The sequence below is a fragment of the Pseudomonas corrugata genome (assembly GCF_050920615.1).
In the GTDB taxonomy this organism is placed as follows: domain Bacteria; phylum Pseudomonadota; class Gammaproteobacteria; order Pseudomonadales; family Pseudomonadaceae; genus Aquipseudomonas; species Aquipseudomonas corrugata.
Genome location: NZ_CP130434.1, coordinates 392490 through 413831, shown reverse-complemented (window position 1 = coordinate 413831; position 21342 = coordinate 392490). Strand labels below are relative to the sequence as shown.

Annotated in this window: 18 protein-coding genes and 1 tRNA gene; 4 read left to right on the top strand and 15 right to left on the bottom strand. The window is 61.4% G+C overall.

Annotated elements, in window-relative coordinates; all coding sequences use genetic code 11:
- Positions 1–178: 178 nt before the first annotated feature.
- From QZH45_RS01840 to dibA, 6 genes are all read right to left on the bottom strand, one after another.
- Positions 179–1168, bottom strand: a complete 990-nt coding sequence (locus QZH45_RS01840; RefSeq protein WP_024780866.1) for a sulfate/molybdate ABC transporter ATP-binding protein — start codon at positions 1166–1168, stop codon at positions 179–181.
- A 3-nt stretch (positions 1169–1171) separates the two neighbouring features.
- Positions 1172–2041 carry a sulfate ABC transporter permease subunit CysW gene (cysW, locus tag QZH45_RS01835; RefSeq protein WP_055134912.1) on the bottom strand — a complete coding sequence of 290 codons (870 nt, stop codon included), beginning with the start codon at positions 2039–2041 and terminating at the stop codon, positions 1172–1174.
- A 12-nt stretch (positions 2042–2053) separates the two neighbouring features.
- On the bottom strand, positions 2054–2872 hold the full coding sequence (gene cysT / locus QZH45_RS01830) for a sulfate ABC transporter permease subunit CysT (RefSeq protein ID WP_024780864.1): 819 nt from the start codon (positions 2870–2872) through the stop codon (positions 2054–2056).
- A gap of 176 nt (positions 2873–3048) precedes the next feature.
- The gene (locus QZH45_RS01825; RefSeq protein WP_055134913.1) at positions 3049–4062 is read right to left on the bottom strand and encodes a sulfate ABC transporter substrate-binding protein; all 1014 of its coding nucleotides are present in this window, start codon (positions 4060–4062) and stop codon (positions 3049–3051) included.
- A gap of 81 nt (positions 4063–4143) precedes the next feature.
- Positions 4144–4326, bottom strand: a complete 183-nt coding sequence (gene oscA, locus QZH45_RS01820; protein WP_053190482.1) for a sulfur starvation response protein OscA — start codon at positions 4324–4326, stop codon at positions 4144–4146.
- A 237-nt stretch (positions 4327–4563) separates the two neighbouring features.
- Positions 4564–6471 (bottom strand): phosphodiesterase DibA, encoded by a 1908-nt coding sequence (gene dibA, locus QZH45_RS01815; protein ID WP_069018375.1) that lies wholly within the window; start codon positions 6469–6471, stop codon positions 4564–4566.
- Positions 6472–6617: 146 nt separating this feature from the next.
- On the opposite strand from dibA, the gene desA reads away from it, so the two are divergent.
- Together desA and QZH45_RS01805 are read left to right on the top strand one after the other, a co-directional pair.
- On the top strand, positions 6618–7802 hold the full coding sequence (desA, locus tag QZH45_RS01810) for a delta-9 fatty acid desaturase DesA (RefSeq protein WP_055134915.1): 1185 nt from the start codon (positions 6618–6620) through the stop codon (positions 7800–7802).
- Positions 7803–8002: 200 nt separating this feature from the next.
- Positions 8003–8992 (top strand): GGDEF domain-containing protein, encoded by a 990-nt coding sequence (locus tag QZH45_RS01805; RefSeq protein WP_053190481.1) that lies wholly within the window; start codon positions 8003–8005, stop codon positions 8990–8992.
- A gap of 126 nt (positions 8993–9118) precedes the next feature.
- Here QZH45_RS01805 and QZH45_RS01800 read toward each other — a convergent pair whose 3' ends face one another.
- The 3 genes from QZH45_RS01800 to gabD all read right to left on the bottom strand — a co-directional run bounded on the left by QZH45_RS01800 (position 9119) and on the right by gabD (position 13375).
- Positions 9119–10336 (bottom strand): HDOD domain-containing protein, encoded by a 1218-nt coding sequence (locus QZH45_RS01800; RefSeq protein WP_024780858.1) that lies wholly within the window; start codon positions 10334–10336, stop codon positions 9119–9121.
- A 141-nt stretch (positions 10337–10477) separates the two neighbouring features.
- Positions 10478–11755, bottom strand: a complete 1278-nt coding sequence (gene gabT, locus QZH45_RS01795; protein ID WP_024780857.1) for a 4-aminobutyrate--2-oxoglutarate transaminase — start codon at positions 11753–11755, stop codon at positions 10478–10480.
- Between the two features lie 177 nt (positions 11756–11932).
- A complete protein-coding gene (gene gabD / locus QZH45_RS01790; RefSeq protein ID WP_053190479.1) occupies positions 11933–13375 on the bottom strand; it encodes an NADP-dependent succinate-semialdehyde dehydrogenase in 1443 nt (480 codons plus the stop codon).
- Between the two features lie 349 nt (positions 13376–13724).
- Here gabD and QZH45_RS01785 point away from each other — a divergent pair.
- Positions 13725–13801 (top strand) — tRNA-Arg (locus tag QZH45_RS01785).
- Positions 13802–13863: 62 nt separating this feature from the next.
- Here the strand turns inward: QZH45_RS01785 and QZH45_RS01780 are convergent.
- The 4 genes from QZH45_RS01780 to QZH45_RS01765 form a co-directional block, all read right to left on the bottom strand.
- Positions 13864–14478, bottom strand: a complete 615-nt coding sequence (locus QZH45_RS01780) for a hypothetical protein (RefSeq protein WP_024780365.1) — start codon at positions 14476–14478, stop codon at positions 13864–13866.
- Positions 14475–15047 carry an RNA polymerase sigma factor gene (locus QZH45_RS01775; RefSeq protein ID WP_024780366.1) on the bottom strand — a complete coding sequence of 191 codons (573 nt, stop codon included), beginning with the start codon at positions 15045–15047 and terminating at the stop codon, positions 14475–14477. The genes QZH45_RS01780 and QZH45_RS01775 overlap by 4 nt, the downstream gene beginning before the upstream one ends.
- A 238-nt stretch (positions 15048–15285) precedes the next feature.
- On the bottom strand, positions 15286–16965 hold the full coding sequence (locus tag QZH45_RS01770; protein WP_024780367.1) for a vWA domain-containing protein: 1680 nt from the start codon (positions 16963–16965) through the stop codon (positions 15286–15288).
- A 180-nt stretch (positions 16966–17145) separates the two neighbouring features.
- Positions 17146–18147, bottom strand: a complete 1002-nt coding sequence (locus tag QZH45_RS01765; protein ID WP_024780368.1) for a zinc-dependent alcohol dehydrogenase family protein — start codon at positions 18145–18147, stop codon at positions 17146–17148.
- A 107-nt stretch (positions 18148–18254) separates the two neighbouring features.
- Here QZH45_RS01765 and QZH45_RS01760 point away from each other — a divergent pair, with 107 nt between their 5' ends.
- A complete protein-coding gene (locus QZH45_RS01760; RefSeq protein ID WP_024780369.1) occupies positions 18255–19133 on the top strand; it encodes a LysR family transcriptional regulator in 879 nt (292 codons plus the stop codon).
- Between the two features lie 38 nt (positions 19134–19171).
- Here QZH45_RS01760 and QZH45_RS01755 read toward each other — a convergent pair whose 3' ends face one another.
- Together QZH45_RS01755 and QZH45_RS01750 are read right to left on the bottom strand one after the other, a co-directional pair.
- Complete coding sequence (locus QZH45_RS01755; RefSeq protein ID WP_055135927.1) at positions 19172–20485, bottom strand: MFS transporter; 1314 nt, start codon at positions 20483–20485, stop codon at positions 19172–19174.
- Between the two features lie 175 nt (positions 20486–20660).
- A complete protein-coding gene (locus QZH45_RS01750; protein ID WP_024780371.1) occupies positions 20661–21221 on the bottom strand; it encodes a YbhB/YbcL family Raf kinase inhibitor-like protein in 561 nt (186 codons plus the stop codon).
- Positions 21222–21342 lie beyond the last annotated feature (121 nt).

The following is a 21342-nucleotide window of genomic DNA, read 5'->3' as shown; positions in this document are numbered from 1 at the left end:
GAGGGGTGGAAGTAGAACCAATCGAAGCAAAGCGTGACGGTGTTATTCGGATACAGACGGTGTGACGGAGGACGCCATCGCGAGCAGGCTCGCTCCCACAAGGGTTCAGCGTCGTTCACAAATCAGCTGATCGACGCTGCCCACTGTGGGAGCGAGCCTGCTCGCGATGCTTTTGATCCTAGAGGTTGGCGACCTTCTGCCAGACCTTCGGCTTGAAGAACAGCGTCTCACCCTTCGCCAATCCCACCAGGCTGTCGTGATCCTTCACTACTTCAGCCTCGATCAGCTCACTCTGACCTTCCACCTTCAACGTCACCCGGGTCGTTGCGCCCAGCGGACGGATGTCCCGCACCTCGGCGGCGTGATGGTCTTCGAGCTCCGAACGCGACAGCGAGACCTCATGGGGACGGAACAGCACATGCCGGTCTTCGCCCAGGTGCAGGCGGTTCGAGTCGCCCAGGAAGTGGTACACGAAGTCGCTGGCCGGACTCTCGTACACGTCGCCGGGCGAGCCGATCTGCTCGATAACGCCCTTGTTCATCACCACGATGCGGTCGGCGACTTCCATCGCTTCTTCCTGGTCGTGTGTCACGAACACCGAGGTCAAGTTGATGTCCTCGTGCAGCCGCGCCAGCCAGCGGCGCAGTTCCTTGCGGACCTTGGCATCGAGGGCGCCGAACGGTTCGTCCAGCAGCAACACCTTGGGTTCCACTGCCAGTGCGCGAGCCAGGGCGATACGCTGGCGCTGGCCGCCGGAGAGTTGCTCGGGGTAGCGGTCGGCGAGCCAGTCCAGTTGCACCATGTTCAGCAGCTCGTGAACCTTGGTCGCGATCTGGCTCTCGCTTGGCCGTTGGCCCTTGGGCTTCATGCGCAGGCCGAAGGCGACGTTGTCGAACACCGTCATGTGGCGAAACAAGGCGTAGTGCTGGAACACGAACCCGACGTTGCGATCGCGCACGTCATGGCCGGACACGTCCTCGCCGTGGAACACGATGCTGCCCTGATCCGGGTTTTCCAGGCCGGCGATGATCCGCAAGAGCGTGGTCTTGCCGCAACCCGACGGGCCCAGCAGTGCCACCAGCTCGCCGCTCTGGATGTCCAGGCTGATGTTGTCCAGCGCCTTGAACGCGTTGAAATTCTTGCTGACGTTACGGACTTCGATCGACATGACTTATTCCTCCGAGCTGCTGTCGCGCAGGCGGTTGATTCGGTTCTCGCTCCACTGCTTGAGCAGCAGGATGAAGAGCGCCAGGATCAGCAACAGGCTCGCCACGGCGAACGCGGCCACGTGGTTGTATTCGTTGTAGAGAATCTCGACGTGCAGCGGCAGAGTGTTGGTCACCCCGCGAATGTGTCCGGAAACCACCGACACTGCGCCGAACTCGCCCATGGCCCGGGCGGTACACAGCACCACGCCATAGATCAGCCCCCACTTGATGTTCGGCACGGTGACATGCCAGAACATCTGCCAACCGTTGGCGCCCAGCAGGCGCGCGGCTTCCTCTTCCTGGGTGCCCTGTTCCTGCATCAGCGGGATCAGCTCACGGGCCACGAACGGCACCGTGACGAAAATCGTCGCCAGCACGATGCCCGGCAGCGCAAACACGATCTGGATATCGTGGTCCGCCAGCCAAGGACCGAACAGGCCCTGGGCACCGAACATCAGCACGTAGACCAGGCCCGCGATCACCGGCGAGACCGAGAACGGCAGGTCGATCAGGGTCACCAGCATGCTCTTGCCACGGAACGAATACTTGCTCACGCACCACGCGGCGCTGACCCCGAACACCAGGTTCAGCGGCACCGAAATCAGCACCGCGATCACCGTGAGTTTCAGCGCCGACAGCGCGTCGGGTTCGAAGATCGCGCTAAAGAACGCGCCCAGACCGAGCTTCAGGCCCTGGGACACCACGATGAACAGCGGCAACAGCAGGAACAGCGCAAAGCACAACCAGCCAAAGCCGATCAGGATTCGGCGCGACGTCGCGCTGCCGCGGCGGGCAGCGTTGGTGGAGCCTGCGGAAATAGACGATTGGGACATGTTCGCGCCTCCTTATGGGGTTTCGATACGCCGCTGCAGCAAGTTGATCAGCAGCAACAGGACGAAGGAGACCACCAGCATCAGCACGCCGATGGAGGTGGCGCCGGTGTAGTCGTATTGGTCGAGCTTGACCATGATCAGCAGCGGCAGGATCTCGGTTTTCATCGGCATGTTGCCGGCGATGAAAATCACCGAACCGTACTCGCCCACGCCCCGGGCAAACGCCAGGGCGAAACCGGTCAGCCAGGCCGGCAACAACGCTGGCATCAGGATATGGCGGAACACTTGCCAAGGTTTGGCACCGAGGCAGGCGGCAGCCTCTTCGACCTCACGGGGGATATCCGCCAGCACCGGCTGCACCGTACGCACCACGAACGGCAGCGTCACGAAGGTCAGCGCCAGGGTAATACCCAGCGGGGTATAGGCGATCTTGAAACCCAGGTCGGTGGCGAACTGGCCCACCAGGCCGGTCGGAGCATACAGCGCCGTCAAGGCGATACCGGCCACGGCGGTTGGCAGGGCGAACGGCAGGTCGATCATCGCGTCGATGATCTTGCGGCCAGGAAAGGTGTACCGCACCAGCACCCAGGCCAGCAGCGTGCCGATCACACCGTTGATGATCGCGGCGCACAGTGCGGTGCCGAAGCTGAGCCTCAAGGCAGCCAGCACACGCGGCGCCGAAATGATCGTCCAGAACTGGTCCCAGGTGAGTTGGGCGGCATGCACGAACATCGCCGCCAGCGGTATGAGCACAATCAGGCTCAGGTACACCAGGGTGTAGCCCAGCGTCAGCCCGAAGCCGGGTATGACAGGAGAGATGCGACGCGACATAAAAGTCCTTGGTTGAAAACACACTGTGGGAGCAGAACTGGGTAGGAGCAAGGCTTGCACGCGAAGGGGGCGACTCGGTTTCTAAAGGACCGCATCGCCTTCATCGCGGGCAAGCCTTGCTCCCACAAAATCCCCTTGCCACAGATTCAATGTTCGGTTTTTCAGATCAGCCCAGCCTACTGCGCCTGATAGATCTGGTCGAACACCCCTCCATCATTGAAAAATTTCGGCTGGGCGGTTCTCCAGCCGCCAAAATCCTGGTCGATGGTCACCAGCTCCAGTTTCGGGAATTGCCGGGCGTACTTGGCGGCCACGTCCTTGTCGCGCGGGCGATAGAAGTTCTTCGCGGCGATTTCCTGTCCGGCCGGGCTGTACAGATGCTTGAGATAAGCTTCGGCGATCCCAAGGTTGCCTTTCTTCTCGGCGTTCTTGTCCACCACCGCCACTGGTGGTTCGGCGAGGATCGACAACGACGGCACGACGATGTCGAATCTGTCGGCCCCACCTTCCTCTTTCAGCGCCAGGAAGGCTTCGTTTTCCCAGGCCAGCAGTACGTCGCCCTGACCGTTGTTGACGAAAGTAATGGTCGAACCACGGGCCCCGGTGTCGAGGATCGGCACGTGCTTGAACAGTGCCTGCACGTACTCCTTGGCCTTGGCCTCATCCCCCCCATTGGCCTTGAGGCCATAGGCCCAGGCCGCGAGGAAGTTCCAGCGCGCTCCACCGGAGGTCTTCGGGTTCGGGGTGATGACCGAGACGTCACTCTTGATCAAATCGCCCCAATCCTTGATACCCTTGGGATTGTCCTTGCGCACCAGGAACACGATGGTAGAGGTATAAGGGGTGCTGGCTTCCGGCAGGCGCTGCTGCCAGTCCACCGGCAGGGTTTTGCCCAGCTTGGCGATTTCATCGATGTCACCGGCCAGGGCCAGGGTTACGACGTCGGCCCGCAACCCGTCGATCACCGCTCGACCTTGCTTGCCCGAACCACCGTGGGATTGCTGGATCTTCACGTTGTCATCCGGGTGCGCCTGCTTCCAGAAACTGACGAATTCGGCGTTGTAATCCTGGTACAGCTCGCGGGTCGGGTCGTAGGACACGTTAAGCAGTTCGTAATCCTTCGCGACGGCGGAACCTGCGAAAACAGCGCTGGCCAGGACGGCCAGGGCATAACGGCGAATCGACGACATGATGAAAGCTCCTGGAACTCTGGCTTCTTATGGTTTCCGGCAGATCGGATGGTCTTGAAAACTCCCCACGGCCAAACTGTTTCAGCCCGGCTTATGGCTCGGCTGCTGCAGGCGGAATTTTTCCTTGCGTTCGATCTGGACCACCTGCGCGTTGTGCACAGTGATTTCCACAGCGCCAAAGCGCAGATCACGCAACGCGCTCTGAATTTCGCGCAAGATGCCTGCTTCGTCCTGGCCGTCAACGCTACGTAGGGATACGCTCATGCTGCTGCTCCTTGGATGAGTGCCCGGCAGTGGGCGGTACTGCCCGGGGCGTGGAGCAATACTAGATAAGCCGGCATATTCTTAAAAAGACTATTTAAGAATTTTTATATAACCAAAAATATCGCCAGCAAACCCTGTGGGAGCGAGCCTGCTCGCGATAGCGGTGGGACAGTCAACATTTTTGTCTCTGGCAGACCGCATCGCGAGCAGGCTCGCTCCCACAGGTTTTTTTGGCTGTCAGGTGATTGCCGGGGCCCGCTCCCAATCCAGCTGCTGCGCCGGCACCGGCCGCCCGAACCAGTAGCCCTGTCCCATCCCACAGCCCTGCTCCAGCAGGAATCCCGCCTGCTCGCGTTGTTCGATGCCTTCGGCATGCACCTGCATACCCATGCTATGGGCCAGGGCGATGATCACCCGGACGATTGCTGCATCGTCCTCGTCCCACGGCAACCCAGCGACAAAACCCTGGTCGATCTTGAGCTTCTGCACCGGCAGGCGTTTGAGCCGCAGCAGCGATGAATAGCCGGTACCGAAGTCGTCAATCGCCAGCCGCACACCCAGCTCCCGCATACGATGCATCTGCTCCAACGCCACTTCCGGATCCTCCATCACTGCGCTTTCGGTCACCTCCAACTCCAGGAACGCTGGATCCAGCCCGGTTTCATGCAGCACCCGGGCGACCTGCTCATACAACTCGCGATGGGCGAACAGTCGGCTGGAAACGTTCACCGCAACAAACGCCAGCGCAACCCCGGCCTGCTGCCACTGGCACATCTGTCGGCAGGCCTGGGCCAGGACCCAACCATCGATCTGGGCGATCAGCCCGGTGCGCTCGGCGACGGGGATAAATTCGGCCGGCGAGATCAAACCACGTACAGGATGTTCCCAGCGCACCAGCGCTTCGACCCCGATCAGGCGACTGGACGTCAGGTCGTGCACCGGCTGGTAGTGCACCCGTAGCTCCTGCTGGGCGAGAGCACGACGCAATTCGGAGGCTATCTCGACCCGTTGTTGAGCGTGGGCGGTCAGTTCTTCGGTGTACAAGGCGTAGCCGTCACGTCCGGCGCTCTTGGCCTTGAACAGGGCCGAGTCGGCGTTACGTAGCAATTGCCCAGCGCTGAGGGCGTCGCCCGGAAACAGGCTGATGCCGATGCTGGCGTTGATGAACAGGGCATGACCATCAAGCCGCAACGGCTCTTTCAACGTGTCGAGAATACGTTGGGCCAGGACCGCTGCCTGCCCCGGCTGCGAGCAGTTTTCCACCAGCACGGCAAACTCATCGCCGCCCAGGCGAGCCAGGGTCACCCCCGGCACGAAGAGTGCCTGGAACCGCTCGGCCACGCTTTTGAGCAACTCGTCGCCCACCGCATGTCCGAGGCTGTCATTGATGTTCTTGAAGTGGTCCAGGTCCACCAGCAGCAAAGCGCAACCGCGCTTGTGCAGCTGCGCCGAGGCCAGGGCCTGTTCCGCGCGGTCGGAAAACAGCATGCGGTTGGGCAGGCCGGTAAGCGGATCGTGATGGGCCAGATACGCCAGTTCGTGCTGCGAATCCTTGATCGCACTGATGTCGGAGAACACCGCAACGTACTGGCTGACCTGGCCACTGTCGTCGGCGAGCACCCGGATCGTCTGCCACTGCGGGAAAATTTCACCGCTTTTTCGTCGATTCCAGATTTCACCGCTCCATTCACCCCGCCCGCTCAGTGAGGCAAACATGTCACGGTAGAATTCCGGTCCGTGGCGGCCGGATTTGAACAGGTTGGGACGCTGGCCCAGCACCTCGTCCCGGTCATAACCGGTGATCGCCATGAAGGCACGGTTCACGTGCACGATCAGGCCGCTGCGATCCGTCACCAGTACCCCCTCGCGGGTGCAATCGAAGACAGCGGCGGCCTGGCGCAGACGTTCGCGATCGGCCGTGTGCCCGCCTTCGCCGAGCGACTGGCACATGCGCGCCCGCGCGAAGAAGATCAACCCGGCGCTGATCAACATCCAGACATAACCGTTGATCAGTTGCCAGTTCTGCCTGACGGCGGATTGATCGAAGAAATTGCTTATTAAATAACCAACCAGCTGCAGCCAGGCGACTGACAGCACGAGATAAAACAGCGCTTCTCGCATGGCAATGCGGTGATGGGCAGTCATTCGGTCGTCCATGTCCTTATAAATAGGCCGGGATTATAGAGGAAGAAACATCCTGCCACTCTTATCTGAAAGGCCGACTGGTTTTATCTGTAGGGCTGGTGATAATGCAACGGCTGTTTCTATCTTTATCGAGGGCCCTACAGCCTATGTGGTACGAAGGTTTTCTTGGCTTGTCACCTTGGTCACTGGTGGCAGTCACCCTGCTGCTGACCCATGTCACGATCATCAGCGTCACGGTCTACCTGCACCGTTACTCGGCTCACCGCTCCCTGGAGCTCAACGCCGGTCTCAAACATTTCTTCCGCTTCTGGCTGTGGCTGACCACAGGGCAGAACACTCGCGAGTGGACGGCCATCCACCGCAAGCACCACGCCAAATGCGAAACCGTGGACGACCCCCACAGCCCGGTTGTCAAAGGCCTTTCCACGGTATTGCGCAAAGGTGCAGAGCTATACCGAGCCGAAGCGGAAAATCCGGAAACCCTGCGCATCTACGGCAAGAACTGCCCTGAAGACTGGATCGAACGCAATCTCTACAGCCGCTTCCCACTCCTGGGCGTGGCGATCATGGGCGTAATCGACCTGCTGCTGTTCGGCACCATCGGCATCACCATCTGGGCCATCCAGATGATGTGGATCCCGGTCTGGGCGGCCGGCGTGGTCAATGGCCTGGGCCATGCCGTGGGCTACCGCAACTTCGAGTGCCGCGATGCGGCGACCAACCTGGTACCGTGGGGCATCCTCATCGGTGGCGAAGAGCTGCACAACAACCATCACACCTATCCCAACTCCGCCAAACTGTCGGTACGCAAATGGGAGTTCGACCTGGGCTGGGCCTGGATCCAGGTGTTCCGCTTCCTGCGCCTGGCCAAGGTCCAGCGAGTCGCGCCGATTGCCCACCGAATCGAAGGCAAGGGTCATCTGGACATGGACACCGCCATCGCGATCCTGAACAACCGGTTCCAGATCATGGCCCAGTACCGCAGGCTGGTAATCGCCCCGCTGGTCAAGCAGGAGCTGGAAAAGGTCGATCATTCGGTACGCCACCAGTTCCACCGGGCCAAACGCCTGCTGTCGCGAGAAACCAGCCTGCTGGACGACCGTCATCACCTGCGCATCCAGAACATGCTGGAACACAGCCAGGCGTTGAAGGTGATCTACGAAAAACGCCTGGCCCTGCAGCAGATCTGGGCAAAGACCAGCAGCAACGGCCACGACATGCTGGCGGCCATCAAGGAATGGGTCCACGACGCGGAGATCAGCGGAATCCAGTCCTTGCGGGACTTTGCCGACCAACTCAAGACCTACTCGTTGCGGCCTGCTACGGCTTGATAACCAAGCCCCGCCACCCGGCGGGGTTTTTCTTTCCTGCACGCTCCCACAGATTTGGCTGCCGAAACCCCGCCCCTTCGTCGCCTGAAAAGGAACTTCACCCCGAATCCCTTATCTCAAGAGCACTTCGCCATCCAGGCGGGCTTTGGAGCAAGCGCGTGCGAACCTTCAACAGTGCACGCTCTTTGAGATTTGTACCAATGGTCGACAAGAACCTGCAGGATTCAACCCAACCTCATTGGCCCGAGGCGGCCCAGACACTCATGGCGCTGATGCACGCCCAAGGCGAAGTGGCGCGCCTGAGCGAACGTGAACAGCTCTTCAGCTCATTGCTGGTCAGCGTCAACGCGGTGCTCTGGGCGTTCAATTGGGAAACCCGGCAACTGCTCTACGTCAGCCCCGCCTACGAACGTATCTTCGGCCGGCCCGTCGGCCTGGTACTGGCCGACTTCAACGAATGGCGCGACGCGATTTACCCCGACGACCTGGACTATGCCGAGCGCAGTCTGGCCGAAGTGCTGGTCAAGGGTGCCGTGGAAGATCGCGAATACCGCATCATCGCCGCCGATGGCCAGATCCGCTGGCTGAGCGACAAGTGTTTCATCAACCGCCAGGCCGAATCGGGACAGCCGGTAATCGTGGTGGGCATCGCCGAAGACATCACCGAAAAGAAGCTGCTGGAAAGCGAACTGCAGCGACTGGCAACCACCGACGTGCTGACCCAGAGCAGCAATCGCCGCCACTTTTTCGAATGCGCCCACCGCGAATTCGAACAGGCACGAATGCAAGGTACGCCCATGGCCTTCCTGCTGCTGGACATCGATGATTTCAAGGTGATCAACGACACCTACGGTCACCAGGAAGGCGATAGCGTGCTGCAGAAAATCGCCGAAAGCGGGCGGACCGTGCTCCGGCGAGGCGACCTGTTCGGGCGGATCGGCGGCGAAGAATTCGCCGCCGTATTCCCCGGCTGTGCCCCGGACATGGCCATGCAGGTGGCCGAGCGCCTGCAACGGGAAATCCAGCGCCTGACCTTCCGCAGCGGGGATCAGGGTTTCGGTATCACCGTCAGCCAGGGGCTGACCAGTATTACCGACGAGGATCAGACCCTCGACAGCCTGTTCTCGCGTGCTGACGCCGCCATGTACGAAGCCAAGCGCCAGGGCAAGAATCGGATCATCGTCGCCTGATCGACGTCCTATACAAGTACCTGTGGGAGCGGGCTTGCTCGCGAAGCGGTCTGACAGTCACTGCATCGTTGAATGCAAGACCGCTTTCGCGAGCAGGCTCGCTCCCACAGGGTTGAATCGACGTTCTTACTTCCTGCGCAAACGCATCAACTCCGGCAAGCCAATCTTCAGCAACCGCGCCGTGCGCCCCCGGGCCAGCTCCTCAAGGCCCTCACGCTCGGTCAGGTGGGCCATTTGCCCTGCCATGTTCATCACCAGGGCCTCGCGGGAGTAAACCCCGCCGCCAAGGCCGTAGACCGCCGCAATCAACTCCCGCAGTTCCAGCGGCAAGCGCCAGCGCGTACGCAACGCCGAACCAAAACCGGCGCCCTGCTGCTCCAGGAAGTTTCCCACTTCCTCAAGCTCATCCAGTTCGCCACCGGCCTGCTTCCATTCTTCCAGACAGCGCAACACCGCCAGTTCACCCAAGCGATGCAGCAGCCCGGCGCAATAACAGCGCTCCGGTTCCAGATCCAGCAAACGAGCTATCGTCCGGGCGTATTCGGCGGTATGCAGCGACAACAGCCAATAACGCTCGGCATAGTCTGCCAGGCAGGGATTGCTGAGCCGGGCACAGCGCTTGAGGGTCAACCCGAGGATCAGGTTCATGCTCTGCCCGGTACCGAGCTGGTGCAGCGCCTGGGCCACGGTCTGCACCGAACCGCCGCCCTGATGCTGGGCTGCACTGTTGGCCGCGGCGATCAGCACGGCGGTGATTTGCGGGTCGGTGCGGATGTCCTCTTCCAGTAACTTCAGGTCCAGGCCGCCGGGGTTGAGGCTGCGCTTGACGGCCAGTTGCACATCGGTCATCAGCGGCGCGCCTTCGGACAGTTCGCGCCGACGCTCAAGATACGTCGCCAGGGTCTGGGCGGGGCCAGGCGTCGGCGCATCGCTGGCGACGTCTTCAGAGCCACTCAACAGCAAGCCTTGCAGACGCTGGGTCAGGCTTTCCCGGTTCAAGGGTTTGGTCAGATAAGCGGCCGGCGCCAGTGGCAATACCTCTCGTACACTGGCGCTGTCATTGCGCCGGCTCATCAGGATGAATGGCAATGGCGGGGTGCGCTGTTGATGGCGAAGGCCCCGCAGGATACTCAAGCCATCGACACCCGGCAGCTCCCAATCGGCGATCACCAGGTCGTAAGGATGATGCGCCAGCAACTCCAGCGCCTGTTTGCCTTCACTGCACGTGTCCACCCGCGCATCGCAGCGCAAGCCCGATAACACCTGTTCCAGCAACTCACGGGACGCCGGGTCGGCCTCGGCGATCAACACACGGGGTACAGCGGGCAAATCCACAGCAGTCATGCGGCATCGCTCCCTTGCAATAGCTGCACCTTAGACAATGGCCGCCGTTGCAAACAGCTCAAACTCTCAGAATAGGTGCCCGAACATGAAAAAACCCGCTAAAAAGCGGGTTTTTCATGGATCAACACACAGCTCGCAACGTCAGAGCTCGGAGAAGCATTCTTCGATGATTGCCAGGCCCTTGTCCAACTGTTCGTCTGGCGAGGTCAACGGCACCAGCACACGCAGGACGTTGCCATAAGTGCCGCAGGACAACAGGATCAAACCCTTGTCGCGCGCCTTGGCCACGATCTGGGCCACGGCAGCGGCGTTCGGCTTATGGGAATCACCGTTTTCGAACAACTCCACGGCAATCATCGCGCCCAGGCCGCGGACTTCACCGATTACCGGGTATTTCTTCTGGATGGCCTTGAGGCCGTTGACCAGGCGCTCGCCCACGGCCTTGCAGCGATCCAGCAGGTGCTCTTCTTCGAACACTTCCATCACTGCCAGCGCCGCCGCGCAAGCGATCGGGCTACCCGCATAGGTGCCACCCAGGCCACCCGGGGCGATGGCGTCCATGTACTCGGCCTTGCCGCAGACACCGGCCAGCGGGAAGCCGCCAGCGATGGATTTGGCGAAGGTAGTCAGGTCGGCGGCAACGCCCATCTGCTCCATGGCAAAGAAGGTACCGGTACGGCCTGCGCCGGTCTGCACTTCGTCGGCGATCAGCAAAATACCGTGCTGGTCGCACAGGGCACGCAAGCGCTTCATGAACTCCTTCGGCGCCACATAGAAACCACCCTCGCCCTGCACCGGCTCGATGATGATTGCAGCGATGTCACGCGGCTCGGCGTCGTTCTTGAAGATGCGCTCGATGCTGGCGATGGAATCGTCGATGCTCACGCCGTGCAGTTCGTTCGGGTACAGCGCGCGGAAGATACCACCCGGCATCAGGCCCATGCCGGCCGAGTACGGCACGACCTTGCCAGTCAGGCCCAGGGTCATCATGGTGCGACCGTGGTAAGCGCCGGTGAAAGCAATCACTCCCGCACGACCAGTGGCGGCACGGGCGATCTTCACGGCGTTTTCCACCGCTTCGGAGCCGGTGGTGACCAGCAGGGTTTTCTTGGCGAAATCGCCAGGGACCTTGGCGTTGATTTTTTCGCACAGTTCCACGTACGGCTCGTAGGCCAGGACCTGGAAGCAGGTGTGGGTCAGCTTGTTCAGTTGCTCGGTCACGGCGGCGATGATTTTCGGGTGCACGTGGCCGGTGTTCAGTACGGCGATGCCGCCGGCGAAGTCGATGAATTCACGGCCTTCAACGTCGGTTACCGTTGCGTTCTTCGCCGATTCAGCGAAGATCGGGTGAATCTGGCCGACGCCACGTGGAACGGCAGCGGTACGGCGGGCCATCAGATCAGCGTTAGTCTTGCTCATTACAGTCCTCATTCGCCGCTCATCGGTCGGCGTGGCTCAAGGATTTGCACGGCGGGCATTCAACGGCGGCAGCATGCGATGATCGACTGCCACGGCGTTACCGGCCGCAGGAAAAAGTGCAGTTTTGAAACGGCGCAAAGGGACAGCGCTCTCGTGCCCTTTGCGCTTGCAACAGGATCAGATACCCAGGCAGAGGTATTTGATTTCCAGGTAGTCCTCGATGCCGTACTTGGAGCCTTCACGGCCCAGGCCCGAGGCCTTGATGCCGCCGAACGGCGCGACTTCGTTGGAAATCAAACCGGTGTTGACGCCGACCATGCCGTATTCCAGGGCTTCAGCCACGCGGAACACACGGCCCAGGTCACGGGCATAGAAGTACGAGGCCAGGCCGAACTCGGTGTCGTTGGACATCGCGATCACTTCGGCTTCGTCTTTGAAGCGGAACAGCGGCGCCAGCGGGCCGAAGGTCTCTTCCTTGGCTACAGCAGCGGTTTTCGGGACGTTGGTCAGGATGGTCGGCTCGAAGAAGTTGCCTTGCATCGGTTTGCCACCGGCCAGCACGGTCGCGCCTTTGCCGACGGCATCGGCGATGTGTTCCTGGACCTTGGCGACGGCTTTCTCGTCGATCAGCGGACCGGTGGTGGTGCCGTCCTCCAGACCGTTGCCAATCTTGAGCTTGGCGACCGCAGCCTTGAGTTTCTCCGCGAACGCGTCGTACACCGAATCCTGGATGTACAGACGGTTGGCACAGACGCAGGTCTGGCCGTTGTTGCGGTACTTGGAAATGATCGCGCCTTCGACGGCCTTATCCAGGTCCGCGTCGTCGAACACGATGAACGGCGCGTTGCCGCCCAGTTCCAGGGAGACTTTCTTGATGTCCTTGGCACATTCGGCCATCAGTTGACGACCGATCTCGGTCGAACCGGTGAAGGACAGCTTGCGCACGATCGGGTTGCTGGTCAGCTCGCCGCCGATGTCGCCGGCGCTGCCGGTGACCACGCTCAGCACGCCTTGCGGGATGCCGGCACGGTGCGCCAGTTCCACCAGGGCCAGGGCCGAGAACGGGGTTTGCGAGGCCGGCTTGATGACCATGGTGCAACCGGCGGCCAGGGCTGGACCGGCCTTGCGGGTGATCATCGCGGCCGGGAAGTTCCACGGGGTAATGGCGGCGGTCACGCCGATCGGCTGTTTGATCACGATCAGGCGCTTGTCGGGCTGGTGGCCGGGAATCACGTCACCGTAGATGCGCTTGGCTTCTTCGGCGAACCACTCAATGAACGACGCAGCATAGACGATCTCGCCCTTGGCTTCGGCCAGTGGCTTGCCCTGCTCCAGGGTCATCAGGCGACCGAGGTCGTCCTGGTTTTCGATCAGCAATTCATACCAGCGGCGCAGCTTGTTGGCGCGCTCCTTGGCGGTCAACGCACGCCAGGCCGGCAGCGCCTTGTCGGCGGCTTCGATCGCACGGCGGGTTTCGGCAGCGCCCATTTTCGGCACGGTACCCAACACTTCGCCCGTGGCCGGGTTGGTGACCTTGATCGTCTGACCATTGTCCGCATCGACCCAAGCGCCATCGATGAAGGCTTGCTGGCGGAACAACTGGGTGTCTTTAAGCTGCATGTCGGCTTTCCTTAACAGCACCGCGCGCACGCGGAGCGAATTAGAGTTGTAGAAAGGCGCCTTATGGGCTGCCGTCAGGGAAATCATTCACTGGGCTGAAGCACAGAAATAACGCACAACAAGCATAGACGTGCGGTTCAGCACCCAGACAAGAGCGTTTGAAATCTCAAACGAATCCTAGGGCCGATGGGGGTGAAGGACAATAGGCTGTTCGAAAAAAAGAACGAAAAAGACGAAATTGACCGTTTTTTCTGATCAGCGTAGCCAGCACCTGCCCCAAGGCCGGAAAACAACGGCAAATCAGCAGCATGGACGCCCGCGATGCATATGAGTATCATGGCGCCGCGTTGCACCAGTAGCTCAGCTGGATAGAGTACTGCCCTCCGAAGGCAGGGGTCGTGGGTTCGAATCCCGCCTGGTGCGCCATACAGATGATCAAAAGCCCCAAGTCGCGAGACTTGGGGCTTTTTTGTGGGCCATTGATTCACTCAACGCTTGCGCAACGCCTCCAGCCGCGCCGGCAAGTCTTCCTTGGGAAACCGCTTGTGCAGACCAAGCAACTTCTCATCCGCCGCCTTGGTCTCCCCCGCCTGGCGCAACCGCAGGATTTCCAGCAACCCCTGCTCCAGCGAAGAGGGGGCGGCGGACACGGCCTTGCTCTTTTTCGCCATGGGCTCATCCGCCTGGACTTGCACAGGCTGCTCCGGTTCCCGGCTCAGTTCGCCCAGGGGCGCCATGCGCGCCATCGGCGCCGGGGCAGCAGGGGCTGCCGGCGCGGGGGCAACGGCAAGCTCCTGCCGGGCCGCGGAATAATCCAGCGCTGCCGGTGCAGCCAGTTCGTCCTTTGGGGCCGGCGAACGCAGCACCAGGCCGATCATCAGCGCCACGCCCGCCACCGTGGCGAATGCCATTTGCCAGCGCGGCCGTTGGCAGGCCTGCAACCAGCGGCTCCACAGGCTCGGTTTGGGCGCCGGCGCTTCGCGGCGGGCGGTGGCCAGGATGAAGGCGTCCAGGGAGGCGGGGGGCTCGCCGCTGGCGTGTTGGCGGAAATGCTCGATCAGCGCTTCGTCAGCGGGATCCGGGGTCTGTCGGGAGTCAATCATGCGGGTACCTCCTCGGCCAGCAGCCGGTGCAACTTCTGCTGGGCGTAACGCAAACGGCTTTTTACTGCTTCCAGCGGGACGCCGGTCAGGGCGGCGATCTGTGGCAGCTCCAGGTCGCCGTGCAGGCGCAGCAGGAAGACTTCGCGCTGGTCTTCGGGCAAGGCTTGCAAGGCGACGTCCAGCCGGCCCTGATCGCGGCTCAGGCTCAACTGTTGCTCCGGGCTACTGGAATCGTCGGACTGGACATGAAGTTGTTCGTCGTAGCTGTCATGCAATGGATTGTGAACACCGTGCCGGCGCCAGTGATCAATCAAACGGTTGCGGGCAATCTGGAACAGCCAGGTGCGAAAACTCGCCCGTCCTTGTGGCTGGGTGCTGCTGCGGATCAGGCTGAGCCAAGTGTCCTGGAAGATTTCCTCGGCCAGCTCAGCCTTGTTGCTCAAAGACACGAGGAAACGATAAAGCCCCTGCCGATGCCGCGCATAGAGGATTTCAAAACTGGCGCCATCACCGTCGCGGTAGCGGGCCAGCAGCGTTTCGTCGCTGACGGAGTCAATCGGGGTGGGCATTTGGGCGGCGGACTCCTTCCAAGAGAAATGCGATTCTGCAAACAACATCGATCCACTGTGGGAGCCGGGCTTGTTCTGATGCCGGTCAGTTAAGGATCAAACGGCGCAACACCTGCGGGAGCAAAGCTTGCTCGCGATAGCGATGGACCGGTCAACATTGTTGCTGACTGACTTACCGCCATCGCGGGCAAGCCTTGCTCCCACAAGCCCGGCTCCCACATTTTGATCCCATTAATCTTCAGGAACCGTGTTTGGCCTCGGGCTTGAGGCTCTGTGCCAGCTCGACCATCTGCACGAACTCGGCACGCAGCCCGAACGGGTCATCGCCCCGCGCAGAACGGGCCAACTGAGCGGTGTCCTTCAAACTCATCGACCCAGTGTAGCGCCCCTCGCCCTTGAGCTGCTGCGCAAAGGCCGCCACCGCCGCCGAGAAACGCAGGTCATCGCTGGCCTTGCCTTCGCCCTGCGCACTGGCTATCGGATGTTCGATCAGTCGGCTGCTGCCACCTTCAGCGGGTTTGTAGCGTACCCGCACCATTGCCAGCTCACCGGCCTTGCCCTCTTGCTTGGGCTGCGGGCTGGCATAGCGCAGCGGCTCCAGCCAACCCTGCTCCCCTTTCGGCACGATTTCATACAACGCCGTCACCGTGTGCCCGGCACCGATTTCGCCGGCGTCGATCTTGTCGTTGCTGAAATCCTCACGTTTCAGCCCGCGGTTCTCATAACCCAACAGGCGATACTCGCTGACCTGGGCGGGGTTGAACTCCACTTGCAACTTCACATCCCGCGCCACCACCGCCAGGGTCGAGCTGAGCTGGTCCACCAACACCTTGCGTGCTTCGAGCAGGTTGTCGATATAGGCGTAGTTGCCGTCGCCGGCATCGGCCAGTTGTTCCATCAGGTGTTCGTTGTAGTTATCCACACCGAAACCCAGGGTCGTCAGGGAGACGCCACTTTTACGCTGGTCCACCGCCATCTGCTTGAGGCTGTCGAAGTCACTGACGCCGACGTTGAAGTCGCCGTCGGTGGCCAGCAGGATGCGGTTGATGCCTTTGTCGATGAAGCTTTCCCGGGCCATCTGGTAGGCCAGTTCGATACCCGAGGCACCTGCGGTGGAACCTCCGGCATCGAGCTGATCGATGGCATTGCGGATTTTCACCTTGTCGCGACCCGAGGTCGGCTTGAGCACCACCCGCGACTCACCGGCGTAGGCCACCAGGGACACCCGGTCCTGATCGCGCAATTGGTCAACCAGCAATTTCAACGTGCCCTTGACCAGCGGCAGGCCTTCGCGACGGTCCATCGAACCGGAAACGTCCACCAGGAACACCAGGTTGGCCGGCGCCAGGTCCGCCACGGCGCGGTCGGAAGCCTTGATGCCGATACGCAGCAACCGGGTGTGAGGGTTCCACGGTGACGGCGCCACTTCGGTGGTCACGCCAAAAGGCGAACCATCGGTGGGCAGTGCGTAGGTGTAGGGAAAGTAGTTGACCATTTCCTCCAGCCGCACAGCCCCTTCGGGCGGCAGGCTACCCTGGTTGAGGAAACGTCGCACATTGGCGTAGCTGCCGGTGTCGACATCCACGCTGAAAGTCGACACCGGTGTTTCGGCAACGCTGTGGATGGGATTGTCCGGCAGTTTTTCATATTGTTCCCGCGGCTCGGAGCGGTAGTCCCCAACGATCGAGTCGTTCATCACCTTCGACGAGGCCATCGGTGCCGGCGCACTCATGGGCTGTACCGCAGGCTGGGCCACATAGGCCACTTCGCCCTTGAGTTCGGAGCTGGGCGCCGCAGCTACCGGCTCGCCCGGCTTGGCGGTTTCCCCGTATGGCTGGCTACAACCGGCCAGCGCCACCAGTAGGGTCACGGCGAAGCCCTGGGCAGCAGGGCGTAGGAATGGGAGCGGGCGGGACATGGGCTGACCTCGTGAGTGGATGATCCGTTCACAAGCTCAGACGAGGAGGATCTGCGGTTCGGGTTAACGACAGCAAAAATTTTTTGGAGGCGCTGAAACAGCAGCGCCTGGTCACCGTGGATGTCCAGGCGCAAAAGGCGGCCAGCGAGACGACACATGACTCGCAACGGGGAAATCCAATCATTCGATCCCGATTTCCACCACCGTTTTCCCTTGCCCGCGCCCATCTGCCACTTGGCCAAACGCGTCATTGACCTCGCCCAGGCCAAACCGCCGTGGATCGACCTTGATCCGCAGTTTCCCGGCCTCAACCAGCCCTGCCGCCTCCCGCAGGATCTGGCCATGGCGCTCTCGCCCCTTGCCGGTCAGCAAGGGCATCAAGGTAAATACGCCGGAATAACTCGCGCCACGAAACGACAATGGCGCCAGACTGTGCTGTCCCCAGCCCAAGCAACTGAGGACATGTCCGGTGTAGGTCTTCACGGCGTTGAACGACGCGTCCAGGGTCGGGCCGCCGACCGTGTCATAAACGATGTCGAAGCCCTCGCCATCGGTGTGCAGGCGTACGTAGCTGTCGGTGTCTTCGGATCGGTAGTCAATGGCCGTCGCGCCCAGTTCGCGAATGAAATCCAAGCTGCCGATCGAGCCGGTGGCATAGACCTCGGCGCCTCGAGCCCTGGCGATCTGCACGGCCATTTGACCGACACCGCCCGCACCACCATGGATCAGCACTTGCTGGCCGGCCCGGACATTGGCACGATCCACCAGCCCTTCCCAGGCCGTGATGAAGACCAGCGGCAACGCCGCCGCTTCCCGCATGCTCAGTGAAGCGGGCTTGGGGGCGATCAGACGAGCATCGACGGCAATGTACTCGGCAAGTGCACCCTGGGCGCCGCCGATACCGCCCGCCATGCCGAATACCTCCTCGCCGGGGGCAAAATCATTCACACCCTCACCCAACGCAACGACGGTCCCCGCCAGGTCAATTCCCAATACGGCGGGCAGGGGCTGACGAGCATGGGCACCGCCACCTGCCGCAATCTTGGTATCCAGCGGGTTGACTCCTACAGCGTGGACCTTGATCAAAACTTGTCCCTTACCGGGAACCGGCCGGGGAATGGGGCGGACAACCAGTGGAGCCTGAGCAGCTTCAGCGATAGCAGCGGACATGGTGATGGTCATGACGGTAAACCTCCAATGAGTGGGCAGGTTCATATTGCGAGCAACGACGTATTCCGATAAGTAAGCAACAATGGATAGGATTTATTCCCCACACAGGCCAAATCCCTATGGATCTGTTCGATGCAATGCAGGTGTTCGTACGGGTGGTGGAACGCGGTTCGTTCTCGGCCGTCGCCAGGGAACTGAACCTGGGCCAACCGGCGGTGAGCAAGCAGATCCGCGGGTTGGAGAAACATCTGGGCGGAGCGCTGTTTGCCCGCAGCACCCGCCATCTGGCGTTGACCGACCAAGGCCAGCGCTTCTATGCCCAGAGCAAGGAAATTCTCGCCAGCCTGGACACTGCCCGACTCAGTTTCGCCAGCGGCCAGGAACAGGTCGCCGGTCCTCTGCGCGTAGCGGCTCCGGTAAGTTTCGGGCGGTTGTGTATTGCGCCTCTGGTAGGTGACTTCCTGGCACGTCATCCACAGGTTCGGATAGACCTGAGACTAAGCGATCAACATGAGGATGTGCTGAAGGAAAATATCGACGTGGCCATTCGTATCGGCGGGGTCCAGAACGAAGGACTGGTAGCTTTGAAGCTCGGCGAGAGCACGCGCCAGGTATATGCCTCCCCCACGTACTTGCAACGACACGGCACACCACTCGAACCGTCTGACCTGTCCCGTCACAACTGCCTGGGGTTTACCCTGCTGGAGCACTATGACGTTTGGCAGTTCGACTGCCATGGCGACAAACATCACGTGACGATCAAAGGCAACGTCACCAGCAACAGCAGCGAAGCGATCCGGGAAATGGTGCTTTGCGGGTTAGGTATTTCGCTTTCGCCACAGTGGCTGTTCGCCGCCGATGTTCGCCAGGGAACCGTGACCAGCGTGCTCGCTCCATACCAGCCGACAGCATTACCCCTTCACGCGGTATTCAGCCAGGACCGACGCCGCTCGGCACGCACCCGGGCTTTTGTGGACTTCTTGCGCGAACGCCTTTGAAGACCGGCCACCGACCCCGCAGAGGCGCCTGAGCGGAACTAGGCGTCACACGCCAACGAAGGCTGCGCCGACTTCACGGGGCGTCGCGAAAAAAACATCGCCGCCGCGACTCCCACCGCCCCCATCACCACGCTATACCCCACGCACACCCAAGGACTCCACGGCACCAGCGCGATCAGCACCAGCGGCGTGACACTGGCCCACAACGCGTAGGCAATGTTGTAGGTGAACGAGATGCCGGAGACGCGAATCTTTGGCGGGAACAGGTTGACCATCACCGAAGGCACCGCGCCGACCACCCCGCAACCCAGGCCGGCCACGGCGTAGGCCAGGCCCAGCCAGGTACCGCCATTGATCAGGCTGGCGTAGAGCACGGAGATGCCCAGGGGCAGCAACACGCTGTAGAGCATCACGGTACGCCAGGCACCGATGCGGTCGACGATGAGGCCGGCCAGGACACAGCCGATGTTCAGGAAGACGATGCCCAGGCTGCTCAAGGCGAAGGTCTGGCCGGGCGTCATGCCGAAGCTTTTCTGCATCACGGTCGGGGTAATGACCACGAACACCACCACGGCGGAGGTCAGCACGCAGGTCAGAATGGCGGCGGGCAGCAAGGCATGGCGATGGTCCCGCAGCACCGTGCGCAGCGGCAGTTCCGCAGCGTCTTCGCGGTTGGCTTGCAAGGCCATGAAGATCGGTGTTTCGCTCAGCCAGCGACGCAGCCAGACGCCGATGACACCGAAGACGCCACCCAGCAGGAAGGGCATGCGCCAGGCGTAATCGAGAATTTCCGTTGGGGTGTAGATACGGGCCAGCGCCGTGGCGGTCAGCGCGCCGAGCAAGTAGCCGAAGGTCAGGCCGGCCTGAAGGAAGCCCAGGGCATAGCCGCGATGGTGGAGCGGGGCATGCTCGGCCACGAATACCCAGGCACTCGGCACCTCACCACCCACCGCCGCGCCCTGCAGGATACGCAGCGCCAACAGCAACAACGGTGCGAAATAGCCGATTTGCGCATAGGTCGGCATCACGCCGATGAGCAGGCAGGGCAAGGCCATCATCAGGATGCTCAGGCTGAATACCCGTTTGCGCCCCAGCCGATCAGCGAAGTGCGCCATGAGGATGCCGCCCAGCGGCCGTGCCAGGTAACCAGTGGCGAAAATCCCGAAGCTTTGCAGCAAGCGCAGCCAGTCGGGCATTTCCGGTGGGAAGAACAACTGGCTGAGGGTCAGGGCGAAGAAGACGAAGATGATGAAATCGTAGATCTCCAGCGCCCCGCCCAAGGCGGCAAGCCCCAGGGTCTTGTAGTCGGACCGGCTGAACCGGTCGCCTGGCGGATGGGTGATGGCTGTCATGGGCAAATTTGAATATCAGGTTATTGAGTGGCGGGGGCCGCACCTTGCAGGAGCTGCCGAGTGCAACGAGGCTGCGATCTTTCCACTGCCGACTGAGTCGAGAGCGAAAGGTCGAAAGCGAAAGATCGCAGGCTTCGCCAGCTCCTACAAAGTCCAGCAGGGTTCATATGCTGAGTCAGCGATGGTAACGCCGCACGACGCTGCTGTTGCGCAACACGTGGCCGTTGATCTTTTCCATCAGTTGGGCACGGGTCAGCCCTGCGGGCAACGCATTCGGCGGCAGGTCCAGGGCGAAGAGCTGGATCAGATAGTGATGAGCGCTATCGCCGATGGGTGGGCAGGGACCGATATAACCGTGGGTGTTCTTGCTGTTGATACCGCTCACGCCTTCCAGCGTGGTCTTGCTGCCCGCCCCCATTGGTATCTGCCGCGTGGTGGCCTTGATACCGTAATGGACCCAGTGGTCGACGCCCTGGCCCCTTTGGCCATCCGGGTCCAGCATGACGATGGCGTAGCTGAGGGTACCCGGCGGGCCGGCGTTCCAGCTCAAGGCCGGGGAAATGTTCTTGCCACCGCATTTGTTGGCATCACTGGCAGCCGCAGCGGTGAAAAGGCGGTTATCCGACACGCCGGGGATGTTGAGGGTGAAACGCTCCTCGGCCTGAACAGCCCCTTGGGCGCACAGCACCAGGGTGAAGGCTGCCAGCCAGGGGGTGAGGGAGGTCAATCGGGTCATACCGGGCACCTTATGCGGGTCAAGCCATGGACGGCCTGCGCACTATAGCCCCAGCTCCGCCCGGGTTGCAGTGACAATTATGCTGAACCTCGCTCCAGTCAGCCGACTCTAAGGAGAAACG

What these genes read in the sequence shown, in the direction of transcription:
- QZH45_RS01805 (WP_053190481.1), top strand. Translation starts at nt 8,003, where the DNA reads ATGGTCGACAAGAACCTGCAGGATTCAACCCAACCTCATTGGCCCGAG.
- QZH45_RS01800 (WP_024780858.1), bottom strand. Translation starts at nt 10,336, where the DNA reads ATGACTGCTGTGGATTTGCCCGCTGTACCCCGTGTGTTGATCGCCGAG.
- QZH45_RS01780 (WP_024780365.1), bottom strand. Translation starts at nt 14,478, where the DNA reads ATGATTGACTCCCGACAGACCCCGGATCCCGCTGACGAAGCGCTGATC.
- QZH45_RS01840 (WP_024780866.1), bottom strand. Translation starts at nt 1,168, where the DNA reads ATGTCGATCGAAGTCCGTAACGTCAGCAAGAATTTCAACGCGTTCAAG.
- oscA (WP_053190482.1), bottom strand. Translation starts at nt 4,326, where the DNA reads ATGAGCGTATCCCTACGTAGCGTTGACGGCCAGGACGAAGCAGGCATC.
- desA (WP_055134915.1), top strand. Translation starts at nt 6,618, where the DNA reads ATGTGGTACGAAGGTTTTCTTGGCTTGTCACCTTGGTCACTGGTGGCA.
- QZH45_RS01760 (WP_024780369.1), top strand. Translation starts at nt 18,255, where the DNA reads ATGGATCTGTTCGATGCAATGCAGGTGTTCGTACGGGTGGTGGAACGC.
- gabT (WP_024780857.1), bottom strand. Translation starts at nt 11,755, where the DNA reads ATGAGCAAGACTAACGCTGATCTGATGGCCCGCCGTACCGCTGCCGTT.
- cysW (WP_055134912.1), bottom strand. Translation starts at nt 2,041, where the DNA reads ATGTCCCAATCGTCTATTTCCGCAGGCTCCACCAACGCTGCCCGCCGC.
- dibA (WP_069018375.1), bottom strand. Translation starts at nt 6,471, where the DNA reads ATGACTGCCCATCACCGCATTGCCATGCGAGAAGCGCTGTTTTATCTC.
- QZH45_RS01775 (WP_024780366.1), bottom strand. Translation starts at nt 15,047, where the DNA reads ATGCCCACCCCGATTGACTCCGTCAGCGACGAAACGCTGCTGGCCCGC.
- QZH45_RS01825 (WP_055134913.1), bottom strand. Translation starts at nt 4,062, where the DNA reads ATGTCGTCGATTCGCCGTTATGCCCTGGCCGTCCTGGCCAGCGCTGTT.
- cysT (WP_024780864.1), bottom strand. Translation starts at nt 2,872, where the DNA reads ATGTCGCGTCGCATCTCTCCTGTCATACCCGGCTTCGGGCTGACGCTG.
- gabD (WP_053190479.1), bottom strand. Translation starts at nt 13,375, where the DNA reads ATGCAGCTTAAAGACACCCAGTTGTTCCGCCAGCAAGCCTTCATCGAT.
- QZH45_RS01770 (WP_024780367.1), bottom strand. Translation starts at nt 16,965, where the DNA reads ATGTCCCGCCCGCTCCCATTCCTACGCCCTGCTGCCCAGGGCTTCGCC.
- QZH45_RS01755 (WP_055135927.1), bottom strand. Translation starts at nt 20,485, where the DNA reads ATGACAGCCATCACCCATCCGCCAGGCGACCGGTTCAGCCGGTCCGAC.
- QZH45_RS01750 (WP_024780371.1), bottom strand. Translation starts at nt 21,221, where the DNA reads ATGACCCGATTGACCTCCCTCACCCCCTGGCTGGCAGCCTTCACCCTG.
- QZH45_RS01765 (WP_024780368.1), bottom strand. Translation starts at nt 18,147, where the DNA reads ATGACCATCACCATGTCCGCTGCTATCGCTGAAGCTGCTCAGGCTCCA.